Source organism: Pedobacter jeongneungensis, from assembly GCF_000633455.1.
GTDB classification, from domain to species: domain Bacteria; phylum Bacteroidota; class Bacteroidia; order Sphingobacteriales; family Sphingobacteriaceae; genus Pedobacter; species Pedobacter jeongneungensis_A.
Window position 1 is genome coordinate 119,558 of the sequence record NZ_AYMG01000010.1, and the last position, 16,664, is coordinate 136,221.

Here is a 16,664-nt window from a genome sequence, read left to right on the forward strand (position 1 = left end):
ATCAATTGGCAAAATTTAGGCGTATAATATTGTGTGGTAAGGTGCCGTTAAAGCGAAGGATATCGCCCACTAAAATCACCTGCGAACCCGTAGCGATAGTAGTTTCTACCATATCGTAAATTGCCCCCTGAAAACCACCGGTATTATTATACCCTACAGCCAGCTGCCCGTTGGCTTCTAACACCATAAAACCCTGACGCAGGTAATCGCCATATTTATTAAAAGATCCACTTACAATAATTTTCCCATTGTTAAGCTGCCCCACAAAATTGGTAATGCCCCCGGTAATGGGCTGGCCAGTAAAGGTTGTTACATTAGAGCCATCGGCATTTAACAGGTTAATACCCGATGCCGCTTTACCATTAAAACTGGTGAAAGTGCCTCCTACCACAATTTTGTTCGTGTTAGCGTTATAGCTGATTGAAATAATATCACTATTGGCACCAGAACCTGCATTAAAACTGTTATCTACGCTACCATCAAGGTTTAACCTTACAATTCTATTGGCCTGTGTGCCATTAAATGTACTAAATGTACCCACCAGGATTAATTTACCATCACTCTGCATCATAGCATCTGTTATTATACCATTGCCACCTATTGCACTTTGACGGGTAGATTTATTGTAGTGGAAGGTCGAATCCATCGTGCCATCCATATTTACCCTCACCATCTGACGCATCCGTGTATAATCGTACACTTTTTCATCGTAACTGGAATTTGGCAAATACATGCGCTTGTAGTTATTAAAGTTACCTACAATATAGACTTGTTCGTTAAATACAAAGGTTTTTCTAACAAAGCCATCAACACCAGCATTAAAGGCAGCAACGGTATCGCCATTTTTATAGGTATCCTGAGGTTTAGGATTAATTACATCCCTGAGGATCAAACTATCCAATGTACCATTGGTATTTAAGCGGGCCACATTGTTTAAGGTTTGACGGTTGATGCGGGTAGAGTTAAAACTGGTAAAACTACCAGCGATGATGTATTTACCAGCCTGCGATCCGGTTGGGATGCGCGTAATAGAATAGATTGATTTATCGGCACCACCTGCTCCTTTTCCAAAATTAACGCCACTGGTGGAGTAAGCTCCATTGCCTAAAATCTGCGCAATGCCACCAATGGGTAGTTTTTCGGTTCCATTTAATTCAAAATCATTAAAGGCACCTCCCAGAAAATAGTTACCTCCAGGTAAAGCCTCAATATCGAATATGGTACTTGGGCTAAAGCCATTGTTGCTGCTATTTGTTGCACCATTAATCACTTTCCAGCTGGCATCAACACTTACTTTACCTCCCACTTTAACAATCGGACCGAAAAAGCTCTGCCCTTGTGAAGTAATCCACATACTGCCTGTACTGGCGGTTAAAGGAACTTTGAATGTTAAGGTACTATCATTGGTAGATGCAGTAACTACTTCGGCTTCTATTTCGTTTACATATACTTTAAAATCGTTGATGTATTTGCTCAGGCCTTTTACCCTTACTGTTAAAACATCTCCGGCATTTACCACATCTGGTTCGATTGTTTTGGAAACAAAGGTGAGATCCAATGGTTTCTTACCTCCGGCATAAGGATCTTCGCCGAGGCCCTTTTCCTTTTGGCAAGAAACTAAAGCTGTTATTAAGCCTATTGCCCCGAACAAAAACAGCTTAAATTTATATTTTATGTTAGTTAACATTTTATTCAATTTATGGATGAGATAATAGGGCTATTTTATTGGTGGATTAATACCCGCGGATATGGCCTGTTCGATAAAAACATTGGTATTAAAGCCGAAATTATGCCTGATCTTTGTTAGCACATGCAAAACGCCATTGGTGGGTTGAATATCTGATGTAGCAATCGGAATGTTGACCAATGCCACCTGAGGATTGGACAGATCGGGAATGTAGGCAAGATACAGTTGGCGGTAACCGGCATAAGCTACCCGCGAAAGTTCTTCACCTTTATCGCTATACACCACTGCATCATTAAAAATCACCCCAATGTTCATGATCCTGCCGCTATAAGATGTATAGCCCTGACCAGGAAAAGCGAGGTAAGATAAGGTATCCCGCTGTGGATAATCTTTTAAGCGGTTACTACCTTTAAATATATATTGTGATAATATATTCTTCCATACTTCAGGTTTAATCTGCGATAATTGAGAAACGGTATCTTTACCCGTTGATCTCAACCTTACATTTAGGCCCTTAACGGATTTAAAGATCGAGCCGCTTGGCGGCGCAAAAAATGTGATGTTCTCTTTGCTGATCACATCAGCCAAACCAGCCAGTTTAATCACCGTTAGGGTTGAATCGAAAAACGGTTTCTTTTCTTCCATGTACTGCATAATATTGCCATTATACTTTGCTTCATGTACTCCCGTTTCTATATAGTATTTTTTACAGCCGGTTAAAACTGATAATACGCAGATTATTAAAAACAGCAGTGTTTTATAATTCTTTTTCATCATCATATCTATTAGTTCCAAAAATTATTGCCAATTAAACCTGGATTAGCGCTACGCTCGGCAGCAGTGATGGTAAGCGGCCATGTCCATGCACCTGCATTGAGGTTAGCTACCGATATAGGCGCGTTGGTAAAATCAGAATTCAATACCCTCTTTGTTCTTACCAGATCGAAAAAGAACTGCCCTTCGCCAATTAGCTCCCTGCACCTTTCTCTATAAATTTCATCTTTTAAATCCTGTCCGCTTTGCGTAATCATTGGTGCATTGGCGGCTACGGTTACCCTATTTGCAAAATCTCTTGCGCCGCTTTCGTCGCCAAGCTCTGCAAGTGCTTCGGCAGTTAACAAATAGCAATCAGGTAACCTGAAAATGATGGCACTATCATCACTTGTGATGGATATTGCACTGCCAGATCCGGTTGAATAAATATTTGCAAATTTTTTAAACTGGAAAGCTCCGCCCTGAGCATCATAGTTTTCAAACCAGGTAGTTATCCTTGCATCTGCAGAGCCTGGAGGATAGAGTTTACGGATATAATCGGTTGAATAAGCGATAGAACTTTGCGTTTTGGTTACATTGCCCTGATATGGGTAATGTGACAAGTAATATGACATACTTGCCGGCAAAGAAAATCCTTCTCCATAATTAAAATCCTGTAAAATACCGAACAGGTTTTCAGAACTTCTTCCTTTAAAAATTTTCAGGGTGTTGGCAGGGGTAATGGGCAATATTTTATAATTACTATACGTATCCAGTTCGGCAGACAGTGTTTTTACCGCATCGTAGTATTTGGTTTTAACCCCGGTATCCCATGCGGCAGCCCACATGTTTAAATGCATTAACAGCGCTATTGCCGATGCTCTTGTAGGCCTGAAACCGTTAGATGTAGCATCGTTGTAGAATGTTGGCAGATCATTTTTTGCCGCAGTCATATCTTCGATACACTTGTTCAATACTGTTACCTGCGGCGTTCTAGCCTGTGGAGTACTGTGATAAGCATCTGTATAATAAATGGCATCGCCAAATAATTTACAGATAAACATGTAGCTCAGGTTGCGCAAAAACACAGCTTCTGCTTTATAGCGTTTTTTATCGGCGTCGGGCAAACTAGATGATGGCACTTTATCAACTTCGAAGTACAAGATGTTGGCTGCAGCCACTACATCATACCATTCTTTCCAGCTCATAATGTTTTTCATCATGCCATTAAACCTTCCTGAGCTGGCAACCAGGAATTTCATATTGTTACCCGTAAGTGCAATAAAAGTATTTGCACCATCGCTACTTAAACTCCCTATGGCAACCTTATTGCCCCTCATCTCTAATGCAGGGAAGAATGCACGGTCATCATCATTAAAGAAGGTCGGTGTACCTGCCACTTTTGATTTTAACCGAGAATAAATTCCGTTTGTAAATCCCTCTACATCTTCACGTGTTTTCCAAAAGTTATTTCCGCTCTGTGCTTCAATTGGTGTTACGTTTAGAAATTTTTTGCAGCCAAAGGCAGTAAAAACCAGTGCAGCAATCAGAATTATGTATTTTGTATTTTTCATCTGTCTAATTTTTAAAACTCAATGTTTAAACCTAATGTAAACTGCTTTGGAGAAGGATAACCTCCTGAGTCATCTCTACCCAAACTGGTCACATTTTCAGGGTTTGGCCCAGAGTAACGTGTGATAAAACCAAGGTTTGCCGCAGTAGCATTGATACTTACCCTGTTCATTCCGAACCTGCTGGTAAATTTCTTATCAAAGATGTAATACACTTTAATCGAGTTTAACTTAAAGTAAGAACCATCTTCCTGAAATGCCGTTTGGTTTAACCTGAAAGGATCGATAATACGTGCACGCACAAAATCTAAAGGATTGGCATAGGTTGCATTCTGACCAGGTGCACTCCAGTAGTTCAGCTGATCAAGTGGTACCAAACTCGCGAATTGAAAATTACTATAGTTCTGTAATTGCTTACCCAATGGGTTATTGATAATATCACGAACCAGGGTAAAGGAAGTGTTCACCTCTATGCTCCAGTTTTTCCATTGCAGGTAGGAATAAAAACCTCCTGTTATCTGTGGCTGAGAATTACCGGCAATCACCCTGTCATTACCATCAAGAACATAATTTCCATCCAGATCAGTAAAAATCGGATCACCTGCCTTAAAATAATTCAAACGACCCGTACCACCTACGCGGTAAGGCAAACCTGTATTCGGATCAACTGGTACCTGTGAATTGGTAGAATAAACTCCCTTTGTGTTGTACAGGTAGTTAGATAATGAGTTGGTACCTAAGCGATAATAAGTGTCTTGTTGTAAAGCTTTATCATAATAAATAAAATCTCTCAAATTATCAGGCAATTGTGCTAAAATTTCTCTGTTGATCGCTAAGTTTCCTGATATTGTCCACTTAAATGGACTTGTAGGATTTAATGGGCGGGCCGTTGTTTGAAATTCCCATCCGTAATTTACGTTACTGATTTCGTTAGAGGCAACTGTTTCGAATGAGTTGGCACTTGAAATATCCTTATACCTGAAAATATTATCATTTTGTTTGTAATAGGTATCAAAAACGAATGAAAAACGGTTTTGAAACAAGCTAAAATCAACACCGGCATTATAAGTGGTAGCTCTTGTAGGTTGTAAATCTAAATTTGGCAACCTTTTTAGATCCAATATGATAGAATTGGCATTATTATAACGGTTTCCTCCCACATATTTACCATAGGCATCAAAAACTCCACCTACCGGCTGTATGTTAGAGCCATAACTTAAACGGATGTCGGCATAATCGACCCATTTAATGTTCTGCAAAAACCTTTCTTTGTTAAAGTTCCACTTTAAGGCAAAAGATGGATTGGCAACATAACGGGCATTTTCTCCATTGGCCGAGTTGGCATCTAAGCGATAGTTAAAATCCAATACATATTTTTGCTTATAGTTATAAGAAAATGCACCTGCAAAGGCCACACTCCTGGCGTCGTTATAATCAATGGTTCCGCCTAAAGATGTCAGGTAATCGGTCATATTGGTTAAAGGACCTCTTAACTGATCATTCACCCCTCTTTCGTTCAAAATAGCGTCGGCTTTAAAAAAGCTCGAGTTGATTTCCGTAAAGGCAAAAAGGTTAAAGGTGTGCGTATCTTCTCCCGCAGCATCTTTTAAACCATATACATAAGAGAACTGGTTTCGGTTGTACAACTTGGTGGCACGATCGTTATAAGTATAATACTTAGATTGATTTCCATTTAACGCCGCCGGCGAAAAATTATCTTTAGTACCGGTACTATTGGTATAGTTTAAGAATGTAGCTATCCTAAAATTCTTAAAAAGCTCATATTCTGCGTTAATGGTTGCAAAAGTTTGTAATGATTTATTGTCGTTATCGGTTTGTAGCTGTGCCAATACCCCACTTTGCGATGAAAATAGTGATGGTGAAGGCAATAGGCTTGAGGCCTGGCCCGTAGTGGCTAAACCGCTATTTAAGAAACCATTGCCACTGCCGACCTGTTGTTTCTGGATTGAATTTTGCAACTGACCATATAACTTAAATTTAGGAGTAGGATTGTATTGCATATTCATGTTAAGGTTATACCTCGAATAACCTGTATTCTCCTGGATGCCAGTTTCATCATAAGCACCTAAACCTACTTTATAGTTAAATGCAACATCACCACCCGAAATGCTTACATTATGGGTTTGATTAAAAGTATTCCTGTAAAAATAGGATTGCCAATCGGTCGAGTTATTAAAGTACGCGTTTAAACTATCTGCTAAAATTGGATTATAATTGATCAGATCTATGGCATGGTTATAACTGGTATCATTTTGCAAAATCTGATTGATCCGCAACAGCCGTTCACCTTTACCTCCAATAACGCTGCGCAATTGAGGAACCATGGAAAAGAAAGATGCACCAGTGTAACGAACCACCGGCACTTTAGAATTACCGCGTTTGGTGGTTACTAAAATAACTCCATAAGCCCCCCTCGATCCGTATAAGGAAGTAGCAGCAGCATCTTTTAATGTCGTAATATCTTCAATATCTTCTGGTGGAATCTGAGAAATAGGTGATACACCCGGACCTGCCTGTTGAAAACCATAAGAATAATTGGTATTGTCATCAACAGGTACCCCATCAATTACAAACAATGGTGAAGTTGGGGTTAAGAAACTCGAACTTCCTGAACCTGATACATTGATGTTTGAAATACCACGTAGGGTAATAGAACCCCTGAAACCCGGCGCACCAGTGTTATTCTGAATGTTAAGCCCGGCAACTTTACCTTGTAAAAGCGACATGATATCACTTGCAGGCTGCCCCTGGATATCTTTACCCGAAATAGTCACGGTAGAACCTGTAGTTAAAGTCCTTGTTTTGGTTTGATAACCAGCGGTAACCGTAACCTCTTTAAGGGTAGCGTTATCGCCCTGTAAAGTAAGGTTAATGGTGGTTCTTCCGTTTACCTTGATGATTTGGGTGATATAACTTAAATATTTAAAGGTAATTTCTGCATTTGATGCTACGGTAACCCTGTAACGGCCATCGCCGTCGGTTTGGCCCAAAACCCTGCCAGCGCTTAAAATACTTACGCCCGGCATGGTTTCTTTCTTTTTCGATTCGCCATCATAAACCGTACCTGTAACCGCAATTTGCTGTTGTGCCAGGGCGAGATTTTGCAAACCAAAAATCAATAAAATTACTATGCTGTAAAAATACTTCATTGGAAATATGTTTTGTTTGGATTTAGTTTGTTTCATCAGTCGTTATCAAATTTTGGTCGGTCGTTCTTGAACTGAAAGATAATTTCCCAATCCCCCTCCTCGTAGATCTTGAAATTTAGGGCGAGATAACAATGGAGCAAGGCCGCGCCAAATGCCTGCCTGTCAAACCTGAATACTACCCTGGCGGCAACACCATCTGTTGTAGTGTATTTTGTAGGATATGCGGTTAAAGGAATCGGATAAGCCACATCAAACTTCACCTTGGTGGCATCTTTTACCATATTGAAACCATGTACCAAATTGCCCCAATCGGTTAAAGCGAACTTATTTGGATCGATCACCTGAGCCAGCGTATCTATAAATTTGAAACTGATGCTGTGTCCTGAATAGCCTGGCAACCCTTTTGGCAATTTATTAAACACCACGGCTACGTCATTGGAAGATAGAAACTGATTGGTTCTTGTTCCGGTAATAAATAAACCTGCCGGACTAACAGAGGTTGATGTTCCCTGCCCTGTAACCGGATCTAATGGCGAAGGCTCGTAAGGACGTTCGCGCAGTGGGCTAAGACGGAAATTCTGAAAATATTTCCTCCCACCGGTGTTCGACATTTCTACATCAAAAACGTAACCCGAATCTGGTTGCGCTTTAATCATGTTCGAATTGGCTTCTGCCCACATTAAAAACTCACCAGAGTGCGGACGTACTTCGAACAAAGGGTGGTTTTCGATTACGCGTTTGGCCTCAATTTCGGCCAGCGATTTTTCCGTACCGTCATAAGCCGTTTTCCATACTTTAACAGGATAAAGTTTGGTGAGTTCGGGAGCAGGCTCTCCACCAAAGGTGCGCATGTTTACAATTTTAAAATCCAATGGCCTGCTCGAGTTGCCATAGGTAAAATTGTTGGTAAATAAGGTATTTCTACCTAAAGTGGGCTGATACAGAAACTGTGTGTACTGACTATCGTTAGCGATAGACAATCTATTATCTGGCAAATTTTTCTTACACGATACCAACATTAGCATCATGCCCGATAACATTATAGCTACACTAAGAAAGTATTTTTTAGTTTTCATCTTCATAAGGCTATTGGTCTAATCTGTATGTAAATTCATCAAACCCAAAATTGTGCAGCGGGCTTAAAATGTTTATAGTCGCGTTATTGGTTTTGATGTTAATGGCATTGGTGTTGGTGGTTACCCAGTTAAGCCTGATGGTTGAGCCATACATATCGCTATACTCGAGCGTAGTGGCACCTCCACCTACAAAACCTGATGCATTAGCCTGTAGCGCTTTTACATGCATAGGATAATTGGAGGCTACTGTTGTAACCGAAATACCATCAACCGTACTGGCATAAGCAGCAGGTGTTAAGTTTCCCCTTACAATATATTTTGAAAGCATAAATGCCAGCTCCAGCGGATCTGCAGTACTTAAATAAATAGGTGCTTTCCCTTCTGCTTTTCTGGTTTGGTTCAAATACTTAACCGATGCAGCGAAATTTTCATTTACCGGTGCAAACAGGGTTACTTTCTGATTGGTTAAAGAATCCTTCAAAAAAGGAAAACGGTCCAATACCAATAGCAGCGAATCAAAAGTGTTCGGTTTCGATTTTAAATAATCCACTGCTGTTCCTTTATAGGTTTGTACCGTATTGGTATAATCGTAATAAGGAGAATCGCTTTTTTTGCAGGCACTCAAATAAATACCCATTATGGCTATTAGCAACAATAGGCTAAGCTTATATAATTTCTTTTTCATGATCTTCTGATTGATTATTGCCAGTATGGATTTTGGGTAACCGATGGATTTGCATTGATTACATCCTGAGATACCGGCCAGTAAATACCACCTGCTCGCTCAAACTGTGTAAATGTTAGCGGAACACCATTTTTCCTAATAAAGGTACCGGTAGCATTTTTAAGCCTGTTGTAACGAACAATATCATACCATCTCCAGCCCTCACCCATTAATTCTCTTCTGCGTTCTTCAAAAATGGCGTCAACCAAATCTTTGCCCGATGCCGGATCGTAAGTAACAGTACCTCTTAAATTAGCTGCTTTGTTTAATGCCGAAATGGCTTCATCGCGTTGCCCCAATACCGCACAGGCTTCGGCCCTGAGCAAGGTGATTTCCTCGATGCGGCTAAACAGCATGGTAGAACTGAACAGGGTTAAGTTACCAGAGGTTTGAGCCGTATAAATCACTTTGATCTTGTTAAAAATGGGCTGCTCTGAAGGGAAGTTGTAAAAATAATTTGTCCGGTATAAGCCTGTTAAAGGGTTAATGCTGAACCTCAGATCTCCCGGGTCGGTAAATATTTTAAGAATACTATCCTTTGGCACAAACATTTCGGGCTGTGTTTTAGGGATAAATGGCGATGCCAGGGTTAATTGCTCGATGTGGCCATTTGCTGTTGATAAACCATTACCAGCTTCGAATGGAAAACCTACCAGTACCGTTGCACGTTTAAAAGCAAATGGGCTGTAGTAATTTACATTCTCCGTCAAGGCGTCCATATCTAAATAAACGATCCCGTTAGAACCACTTCCGTTTGATTTGGTATAGTTATCCAATACAAATTTTGAATAGGTAGCCGCATCCAGGTAATTTCCCTGCCAGGCCGCAATGTGGGCCAAAATAATATAGGCCGATAAACGGGTAAAAATATTGCCGTTCCAGCTTGCCCAGCCCGCACCATAATAAAGGCCAGGTAAAATAGGGTCATCGCCGCCATATTTAAAAGGTACCACCTGTGCTGCAGCCAATAGTTCGGTTGTAGCAAACTGTAAAACTTTCTCTTTAGCGGTTCTTGGCAACTGTACAAAATCACCATCGTGCGATGAAGTTAATAAAGGTACATCGCCCCAGATCCTTACCATGTAGAAATAGGCAAATGCCCTTAATATTCTGACCTGTGCAATATCTACATTATTGTTTATCGTCGTATAACGCGAATCTAAAGGGATAATCTGTTTAGAGCGTTCGATAAATAAACTTGCTGCATTAATTACCGCATAAAATCTACGCCAGTTGGTGATCCTGTTAATCACCGGATATTGTGCATTTAACTGGCCTGTAACAATAGATTTTAAATCAGCACGGTTGGTAATCTGAAAATCGCCCTGACGTAAATCGCCCATTAACCAATGGGTATTATCTGATACCGTAGCCGAACGCATCAGGCCATATACCGAAAGCAAGTTTGCGCGGGCGTCTTCCAGCGTTTTCCAGTTACTTTCTTCGGTAGCTAATCTTGTTGATTGTACATCATCAATTTTCTTACAGGAGAAATTGCCCATACCAACCATGGTTAGGATTAACACCAGGGTAACCGACCTGTAGATACTAATTTTATAATTAGAATATTTCATATCAATAATGGTATATTTTATAAATCGAGTTTGAAGCCTAAAACAAATGTTCGTGGGATGGTGATATTAGCACCGTCGTATATTCCATTGTAATTGATCAGTTCTGGATCAACTCCCGAAAAATCGGTCAGGGTAAATACGTTTAAGGCTGTAGCATATAAATAAGCTCTCCTGATTTTCCCACCAGCTTTTTTGAATAAACCTGTTTTGCTAAAATCGTAACCGAGGGTAACCGATCTTAATTTCACATAAGAAGCACTTTCTAAAAACAGATCCTGATCGGTACGGTAAGCATCTACAGGACTCCATGGATTGTATATCGGATAATTTTTCTCGTTATCGAACGATTGCCAAGAAGAAACTTCTTTAACCGAGTTGATATCGTTTCCGGCCTCGCGGTTTACGAAACCGTAACGGGTTGCCTCGTACTGGTTAATGGCTTTTTGTCCGGCAGCAAAAATGAAATTGAAATTTAAATCGAAGTTTTTGTAAGCAATGGTATTGTTCCAGCCACCCACAAATTTTGGTAATCTGTCGCCGGTTAACACCTTATCTTTACTGTCGATGCGGTTATCATTATTGTAATCAACCCATTTCGGATCGCCTGCTTTTAAAGGAATACCGTTAAAAGTTCTGCCGGCAGGTACCTCAGCATCGCTGTTATAAATGCCCTGGTTGGTGTATAACCAATAACTGCCTACCGATTTTCCTACCTGTAATTTATTATCGTTCTGATAAATTAATTCATTCAAACCATCGGGCAGTGCCGATAGCTTATTCTTATTATAACTCAGGTTCAAACCTGTATTCCAGTTTAAGCCATCGCGTTGTTGTAATACCGCACCGTTAACCAAAAGCTCAATCCCTTTGTTATTAATATCCATACCCGATTTATATTGGGTAGAATAACCTGTTTCAACTGCTACAGGCAAGCCGATTACGCTGTTTTTATCGTCACGGTTATATACCGTTACCGCAGCATTAACCCGACTGTTTAAAAACGATGCATCTAAAGTTACACTGGTACGATCGGCATAAGGTAAACTGATGTTATAACCAATAAAACCACTATTATATGGGCGGTTAATACCCAGCAAACCACCGTAGCCTGGTATAGTTGGTTCTTCTTCCCATCCATTTTCTGAACGGTACTGGGGTCCTGCAGCAAAACGGTCATCCTGGAAAATCCTCAAAGTCCTGCCCCAGCCTGCACTTAAGTGCAGCGCATCAATCGCTTTATTATCTTTTAAAAATTGTTGTTTTAAATTCCAGTTGGCATTAAATGCTGGTGTAGTTACCCAACGGCTATCTGGCTGACCATTTGAAGCACCATCTCTTCTCAACAATGCACTTAAGGTGAACAGGTTTTTATAAGCGTATTTCGCAGAACCATAAAAAGACATTAAATTATTACGCTCCTTATCAATATACCTGAAAACATAAAAATTACCATTGGCCAGTACGTTTAAGTAATCCGGGTTATCTGCTCCGTCTTTGGTTGGGTTACCATCTACAAAAGTCAGTTTTACATAATCATTCGGACCGTTGTAGGCCCTTGCATAATTATATTTGTAGGTATCGCCCTGTAAGCTTTGTCCAAGTTCAAAATCTATAACATGATTTTTATTAATATCATATTTATAGCTAATGTTATTGTTGATGGAAACCCTTTGGCTATAACCAAAATAGTTAGAAATGTAACTGATGCCAGCCAACAAAGTTGATGGTATAAAGTAATCCCTGATCCCTTCATTGTAATTAAACAACCCTGTGGTAGAGATTACAAATTTATTCACCTTTGCACTTAAGGTTAGGTTTCCGTTTAATACCGTAGAGCGGTTGTTATCTACATTTCTATCATTTTGAGTTAAATACGTAGCATAAGACTCGGCATTTGGAGAAAGCGGACTACTTAAATCGGGGATGTAGCGTGTTTCGGCAAAACGATCGCGCAAACTTTTATTCCGGGTACGGTCTAAACGGGCCGTATTAACCGTGCTTGATACCGTAAGCCATTTAAAAGGCGCCATATTGATCCCGAAAAACAGATTGTAACGATCTAAACCTGTATCATCCGCATTTCCGGCATTTTTAGTACCCGAACCAAAAAACCTGAAGTTAGCCCGGTCTGTGCCTCCTGTAATCCCTAAATCAGCAGAAAAGGTTGGCGTATTCTGATAATATAAATCTGTCCAGTTTGAGGGGCCAAAATAGGCCACATTGGTAGAATCGCGTAAATAAGAAGCCGGACTGCCTGTAGGATTATATTTTTTATAAAACTGGCTTCTGAAATTATTTTCGTAAACCCCATTAACGGTATTTACCTGTGGAGCGGTTACATAACCAAAATAAGAATTAAGGCTAATGTCTCTAAGACCTGCCTTGGCATTTTTGGTGGTTATATATATAGCCCCATTAGCTGCATTCGGACCAAGTTTGGCCAATTCAAATGGATCTTTAATTACCGTAATTGATTGTATATTATTAATATCAACCTGTGATAATAAATTGGTGGCAGGCCCTATCCTATTGTAATCATATTTCTGCACATCGAAAGCAAATGGATTATCTGCCACTAAAGGCACTCCATTTAAGTAGATAGCTGGCTGTAAAGCGTAAATATCTTTTTTATTAAACAGTAAGCCCGATGTACCCTGTATAATAATACTTTGCTCGGTTCCTGGTTCTCCGTTTGGTTCCTGTACATAAACGCCGGCTAAATTGCCTTTAATAATCTGCTGTAACGACAGGTTTGGAACTGGTGCAGACGAACGGATGTTAACCGTATCGCGTACTGTTTTAAATTTTTGCAACGCCCTGATCATTTGTCCAATCGTATCTGTTTTTACGGCGTTAGCGGATAAATCTTTTTTAGATTTTGAGGTATCTTGCTGAAAGGCAAAATAGTTGCTGTTGATCCTCTTAATCAGTGCCTCATTGGCGTATGAAGATTGAAATCCAAAAACAGATAAAAACAAGGCAAAACAAATGCTTGTGTAAATTTTAACCATTTGATTAGTTTTTGTTTGATTTTTTTGTTTAAAGAAGAAACTCTGTTGCTTAAGAAGTAATTAAGAAATTACCCCTGTTTGGTTTTTTTGGGCATAGCAATGCCTGGAGACAAAAAGTAAAATTTTTGAACATACGGATTTGTTTAGAATGATTAATATTGATTCATAGCTCAAATAGACTGTGCCACGAACGGTTTAGTTATTGTTTGTTTGTTATACCTTGGTTAGAGGTTTTATTTTATTTATTATTTATAGTGATCTTGCCGGTTAAACAAGATTTTTTTGCTCGTAATACTAAAATAAAAATATCGGCTCGTTATGATTTGTTAATGCAAGGTATAGATTAAGAAAGCTGGATTTTTATTTTTTTCAACGCAAACGTTTGCTTAAAAAAATGCTTTAATCACTTAATTATAGGCACATAAGCGATTTTAAAACCAATAAGACTTGTGTATTGATAAGTTTTTACAAAAGCAATATTCCATTATTGTGCGACACACTTAAAAAAACATTAAAATGACAATTATAGTTGTCGTAAAAATTAACCCATTGTAAACAGATTTCAATTTAGCATAGATTTTTAATTACAAGCAATTGTTCCGAAAAACGACATTAAAAATTATAGCACACAAACTAAGCGCAAACGTTTGTTTTTTTTAAAACACGCAAAAGATTTAAAAACATAATCAACTGATTATCAAATTATTAAAACAAAAAAATCTCTTAAAAAAATTTAAGAGATTGTCTGAAATAATAAAAAATTGTTTCCGTTTTTTAGCGCAAAATGCTGTTAATCACGGCCTCTGATGCGGCTTCACAAAAGTCGATTCCAGAATAATCGGGGTTATAACCACCAATGTATGGAACGGCCATAATGTAAATTCTTTTGTTTGGAACACCCTTTTTATCGACCACCTGAAAATGATCATTTATCGTAATTCCGGGTACCTTTAAAAAGTAAGTATTGTCCTCTTCTTTGGTTACTAAATCGTTATTCTTTATTTCAGTTTTTCCACTTTCTGCAGATTTAAATTTTAATCTTGCAGGGCTCAGCGTTCCTTTATCGATCAGGCTTTTAAATGGAAAATCGTTAAAAGAAAGGTGCGGCTGACCGATGCAATCGACAAAGGTATCGAAGTGATTAACCGTTTTTTCACCGTTTATTTCGTAGTGATAATCTGCACCGCCAGTTTTTAAAGGTTCTACTTTAGCATCATCTCCAACAGCAACAATACTCAATACGCCAGCTTCGTTTAAGGCTAACAACTCTCTGCACGAGCTTTGGGGTACAAATGCAATTACAATGGAAATTAAAGGCATTAATACTTTTTGAAGCCTTTCCATATCTTCTGCTGAAAGGTATTTTGCCGGATAATTCATCGCGAAACTTAAAACAGCCAGGGCTTCTTTCCAGTAAATGGATTTTCTCTTTTCAATGGATTTTTCGGCCTCATCATATTCTTTCTTAAAAAGATCGAAGGGTTCCATCTTTTCCCTATAGCCCATCATGGCCTCTACAAAGGCTTCGAGGTTCATTTCTTTGATTTGCTCATAAAAAAGCAGATCTTTTTTAATAAACATTTCTTTGAAATTCTTTTCAAACACAAAATCTAAAGGTAAAAAGCCACCATTCTCGGCGATACTTTTATGAATTTCGGCTTTGCTCAATGTTTCATCTTTACCCAGGTGCGAATCTTCCAAATGAAACCTGATGGCCGGCAACAAACCGCTTCTTGAGTGCATCACGATTTTAAAACCTTTGCTTTCTAACCGATAGGAATAGGTTCCATCATCATTGTCTTCGAACTTTCCATTTTGCCTGGCTAGTGTTCTTAAGGCATCAATTGCCGTTAACGACGAACCCATAATGCCAACAGCATGGTTTAGTTTTAACTCAAGTTTTTTGGGAGGATATGGCGAATCGAAGTAATTAGGAATACTACCTTCATATTTCTTTGGCCAATTGTGCCCGGTACAGATTACAATCTGATCAAAATAGGATTTATCTTCATTTTGAACACATACCGCTACCTGATTATCTGCTGGCAAATCAATAATATCTTCTACCACACAGTTTAAATGAACATGGGTTTTAATACCTTTTTTTGCCGCAGCTTCTTTTAATAAATTAAATTGGGCAGATAGATACTCACCGAAAAATAACCTCGGCAATACTTTATACTCATTAAATTTCGCTTCGTTAATGTCAAACTTTTTTAAAATGGCCTTTGGCGCAATTTTTACCCAATCTTCAATAGAATTATAGATAATAGGGATTTCATTGTCTGATACATTGGTAATATGCTCTACATTTGCCCCTTCGGCACTATAAGGCATTCCAGCACCCAAATAATCTTTACGTTCGAATATGCTGATTTCAAAATCAGTGCTTTCCGATTCTGTTAACCTTTTATACATGAAAAGACCACTTGGTCCGCCGCCGATGATGGCAATTTTCTTTTTTGCTGTTTTCGTATCCATTTATAGTTGTATAATCTTAAAAAACAGAAATTGTTTTGTATATGATGGAATAACTCAGATAGTCGGGAGTCAGAGGTCCGAAGATGATGTTGCAGAAGAACAGCCCTAAATTATGGAAAATGTAAGATGGGTGATGGAATTGATTGACAATTGGGCATTGTGAGGCCAATACTCTTTCACTGTTGGTCATCCTGAGGGATAATTTATTGTCTCGCGTAAAAATTTCCTCGAGTTACCTTCATTTCGAGCGGACCCGATAGCTATCGGGTGCAACGCAGTCGAGAACCACGTAAGTGCTCAGCGAAGCTAAATCTGTCTAGATAGATCTCTCCACTTCGCTTAAGTCGGGATGATGACCAATTTTTAGAATTTTTCATTGGCAACACGATTGGGAACCAAGGAGTGCTTATGAATAATCATAATGCAAGCGCTTTAAGATTCCCGCATACGCGGGAATGACGACCAAACTATTGGATTCCGTTAATGGAACGACGGCGAAAGATCTTTTTAAGGTGGATGATGGAATTGATTGACACGGAGACACGGAATGAGGGGCAATACTCTTTCGCGGTTGTCATCCCGAGTGTAGTCGAAGGACCTTTTTAAGATCGAAATTC

General features: G+C 39.2%; 9 protein-coding genes. All 9 read right to left on the reverse strand.

The window, feature by feature from the left end; translation table 11 throughout:
• Position 1: 1 nt before the first annotated feature.
• Entirely contained in the window at positions 2 to 1,687 is a 1,686-nt protein-coding gene (locus U859_RS0108675) for a DUF5008 domain-containing protein (RefSeq protein WP_025143001.1), read from the reverse strand.
• A gap of 30 nt (positions 1,688 to 1,717) precedes the next feature.
• The gene (locus tag U859_RS0108680) at positions 1,718 to 2,482 is read right to left on the reverse strand and encodes a fasciclin domain-containing protein (protein ID WP_240183030.1); all 765 of its coding nucleotides are present in this window, start codon (positions 2,480 to 2,482) and stop codon (positions 1,718 to 1,720) included.
• Complete coding sequence (locus U859_RS0108685; RefSeq protein ID WP_025143003.1) at positions 2,473 to 4,014, reverse strand: RagB/SusD family nutrient uptake outer membrane protein; 1,542 nt, start codon at positions 4,012 to 4,014, stop codon at positions 2,473 to 2,475. Before U859_RS0108685 ends, U859_RS0108680 begins: the two co-directional genes overlap by 10 nt.
• A gap of 11 nt (positions 4,015 to 4,025) precedes the next feature.
• Positions 4,026 to 7,181 carry a SusC/RagA family TonB-linked outer membrane protein gene (locus tag U859_RS0108690; protein ID WP_029985585.1) on the reverse strand — a complete coding sequence of 1,052 codons (3,156 nt, stop codon included), beginning with the start codon at positions 7,179 to 7,181 and terminating at the stop codon, positions 4,026 to 4,028.
• A 35-nt stretch (positions 7,182 to 7,216) separates the two neighbouring features.
• Positions 7,217 to 8,257, reverse strand: a complete 1,041-nt coding sequence (locus U859_RS0108695; RefSeq protein ID WP_029985586.1) for a DUF5007 domain-containing protein — start codon at positions 8,255 to 8,257, stop codon at positions 7,217 to 7,219.
• A gap of 10 nt (positions 8,258 to 8,267) precedes the next feature.
• Positions 8,268 to 8,942 (reverse strand): hypothetical protein, encoded by a 675-nt coding sequence (locus U859_RS0108700; RefSeq protein WP_162799902.1) that lies wholly within the window; start codon positions 8,940 to 8,942, stop codon positions 8,268 to 8,270.
• Positions 8,943 to 8,956: 14 nt separating this feature from the next.
• Positions 8,957 to 10,555 carry a RagB/SusD family nutrient uptake outer membrane protein gene (locus tag U859_RS0108705; protein WP_025143007.1) on the reverse strand — a complete coding sequence of 533 codons (1,599 nt, stop codon included), beginning with the start codon at positions 10,553 to 10,555 and terminating at the stop codon, positions 8,957 to 8,959.
• A 17-nt stretch (positions 10,556 to 10,572) separates the two neighbouring features.
• Positions 10,573 to 13,566 carry a SusC/RagA family TonB-linked outer membrane protein gene (locus U859_RS0108710; RefSeq protein ID WP_025143008.1) on the reverse strand — a complete coding sequence of 998 codons (2,994 nt, stop codon included), beginning with the start codon at positions 13,564 to 13,566 and terminating at the stop codon, positions 10,573 to 10,575.
• Between the two features lie 774 nt (positions 13,567 to 14,340).
• Complete coding sequence (locus tag U859_RS0108715; RefSeq protein WP_025143009.1) at positions 14,341 to 16,047, reverse strand: FAD/NAD(P)-binding protein; 1,707 nt, start codon at positions 16,045 to 16,047, stop codon at positions 14,341 to 14,343.
• Between the last annotated feature and the right edge of the window lie 617 nt (positions 16,048 to 16,664).

What these genes read in the sequence shown, in the direction of transcription:
- U859_RS0108685 (WP_025143003.1), bottom strand. Translation starts at nt 4,014, where the DNA reads ATGAAAAATACAAAATACATAATTCTGATTGCTGCACTGGTTTTTACT.
- U859_RS0108705 (WP_025143007.1), bottom strand. Translation starts at nt 10,555, where the DNA reads ATGAAATATTCTAATTATAAAATTAGTATCTACAGGTCGGTTACCCTG.
- U859_RS0108690 (WP_029985585.1), bottom strand. Translation starts at nt 7,181, where the DNA reads ATGAAGTATTTTTACAGCATAGTAATTTTATTGATTTTTGGTTTGCAA.
- U859_RS0108710 (WP_025143008.1), bottom strand. Translation starts at nt 13,566, where the DNA reads ATGGTTAAAATTTACACAAGCATTTGTTTTGCCTTGTTTTTATCTGTT.
- U859_RS0108715 (WP_025143009.1), bottom strand. Translation starts at nt 16,047, where the DNA reads ATGGATACGAAAACAGCAAAAAAGAAAATTGCCATCATCGGCGGCGGA.
- U859_RS0108700 (WP_162799902.1), bottom strand. Translation starts at nt 8,942, where the DNA reads ATGAAAAAGAAATTATATAAGCTTAGCCTATTGTTGCTAATAGCCATA.
- U859_RS0108675 (WP_025143001.1), bottom strand. Translation starts at nt 1,687, where the DNA reads ATGTTAACTAACATAAAATATAAATTTAAGCTGTTTTTGTTCGGGGCA.
- U859_RS0108695 (WP_029985586.1), bottom strand. Translation starts at nt 8,257, where the DNA reads ATGAAAACTAAAAAATACTTTCTTAGTGTAGCTATAATGTTATCGGGC.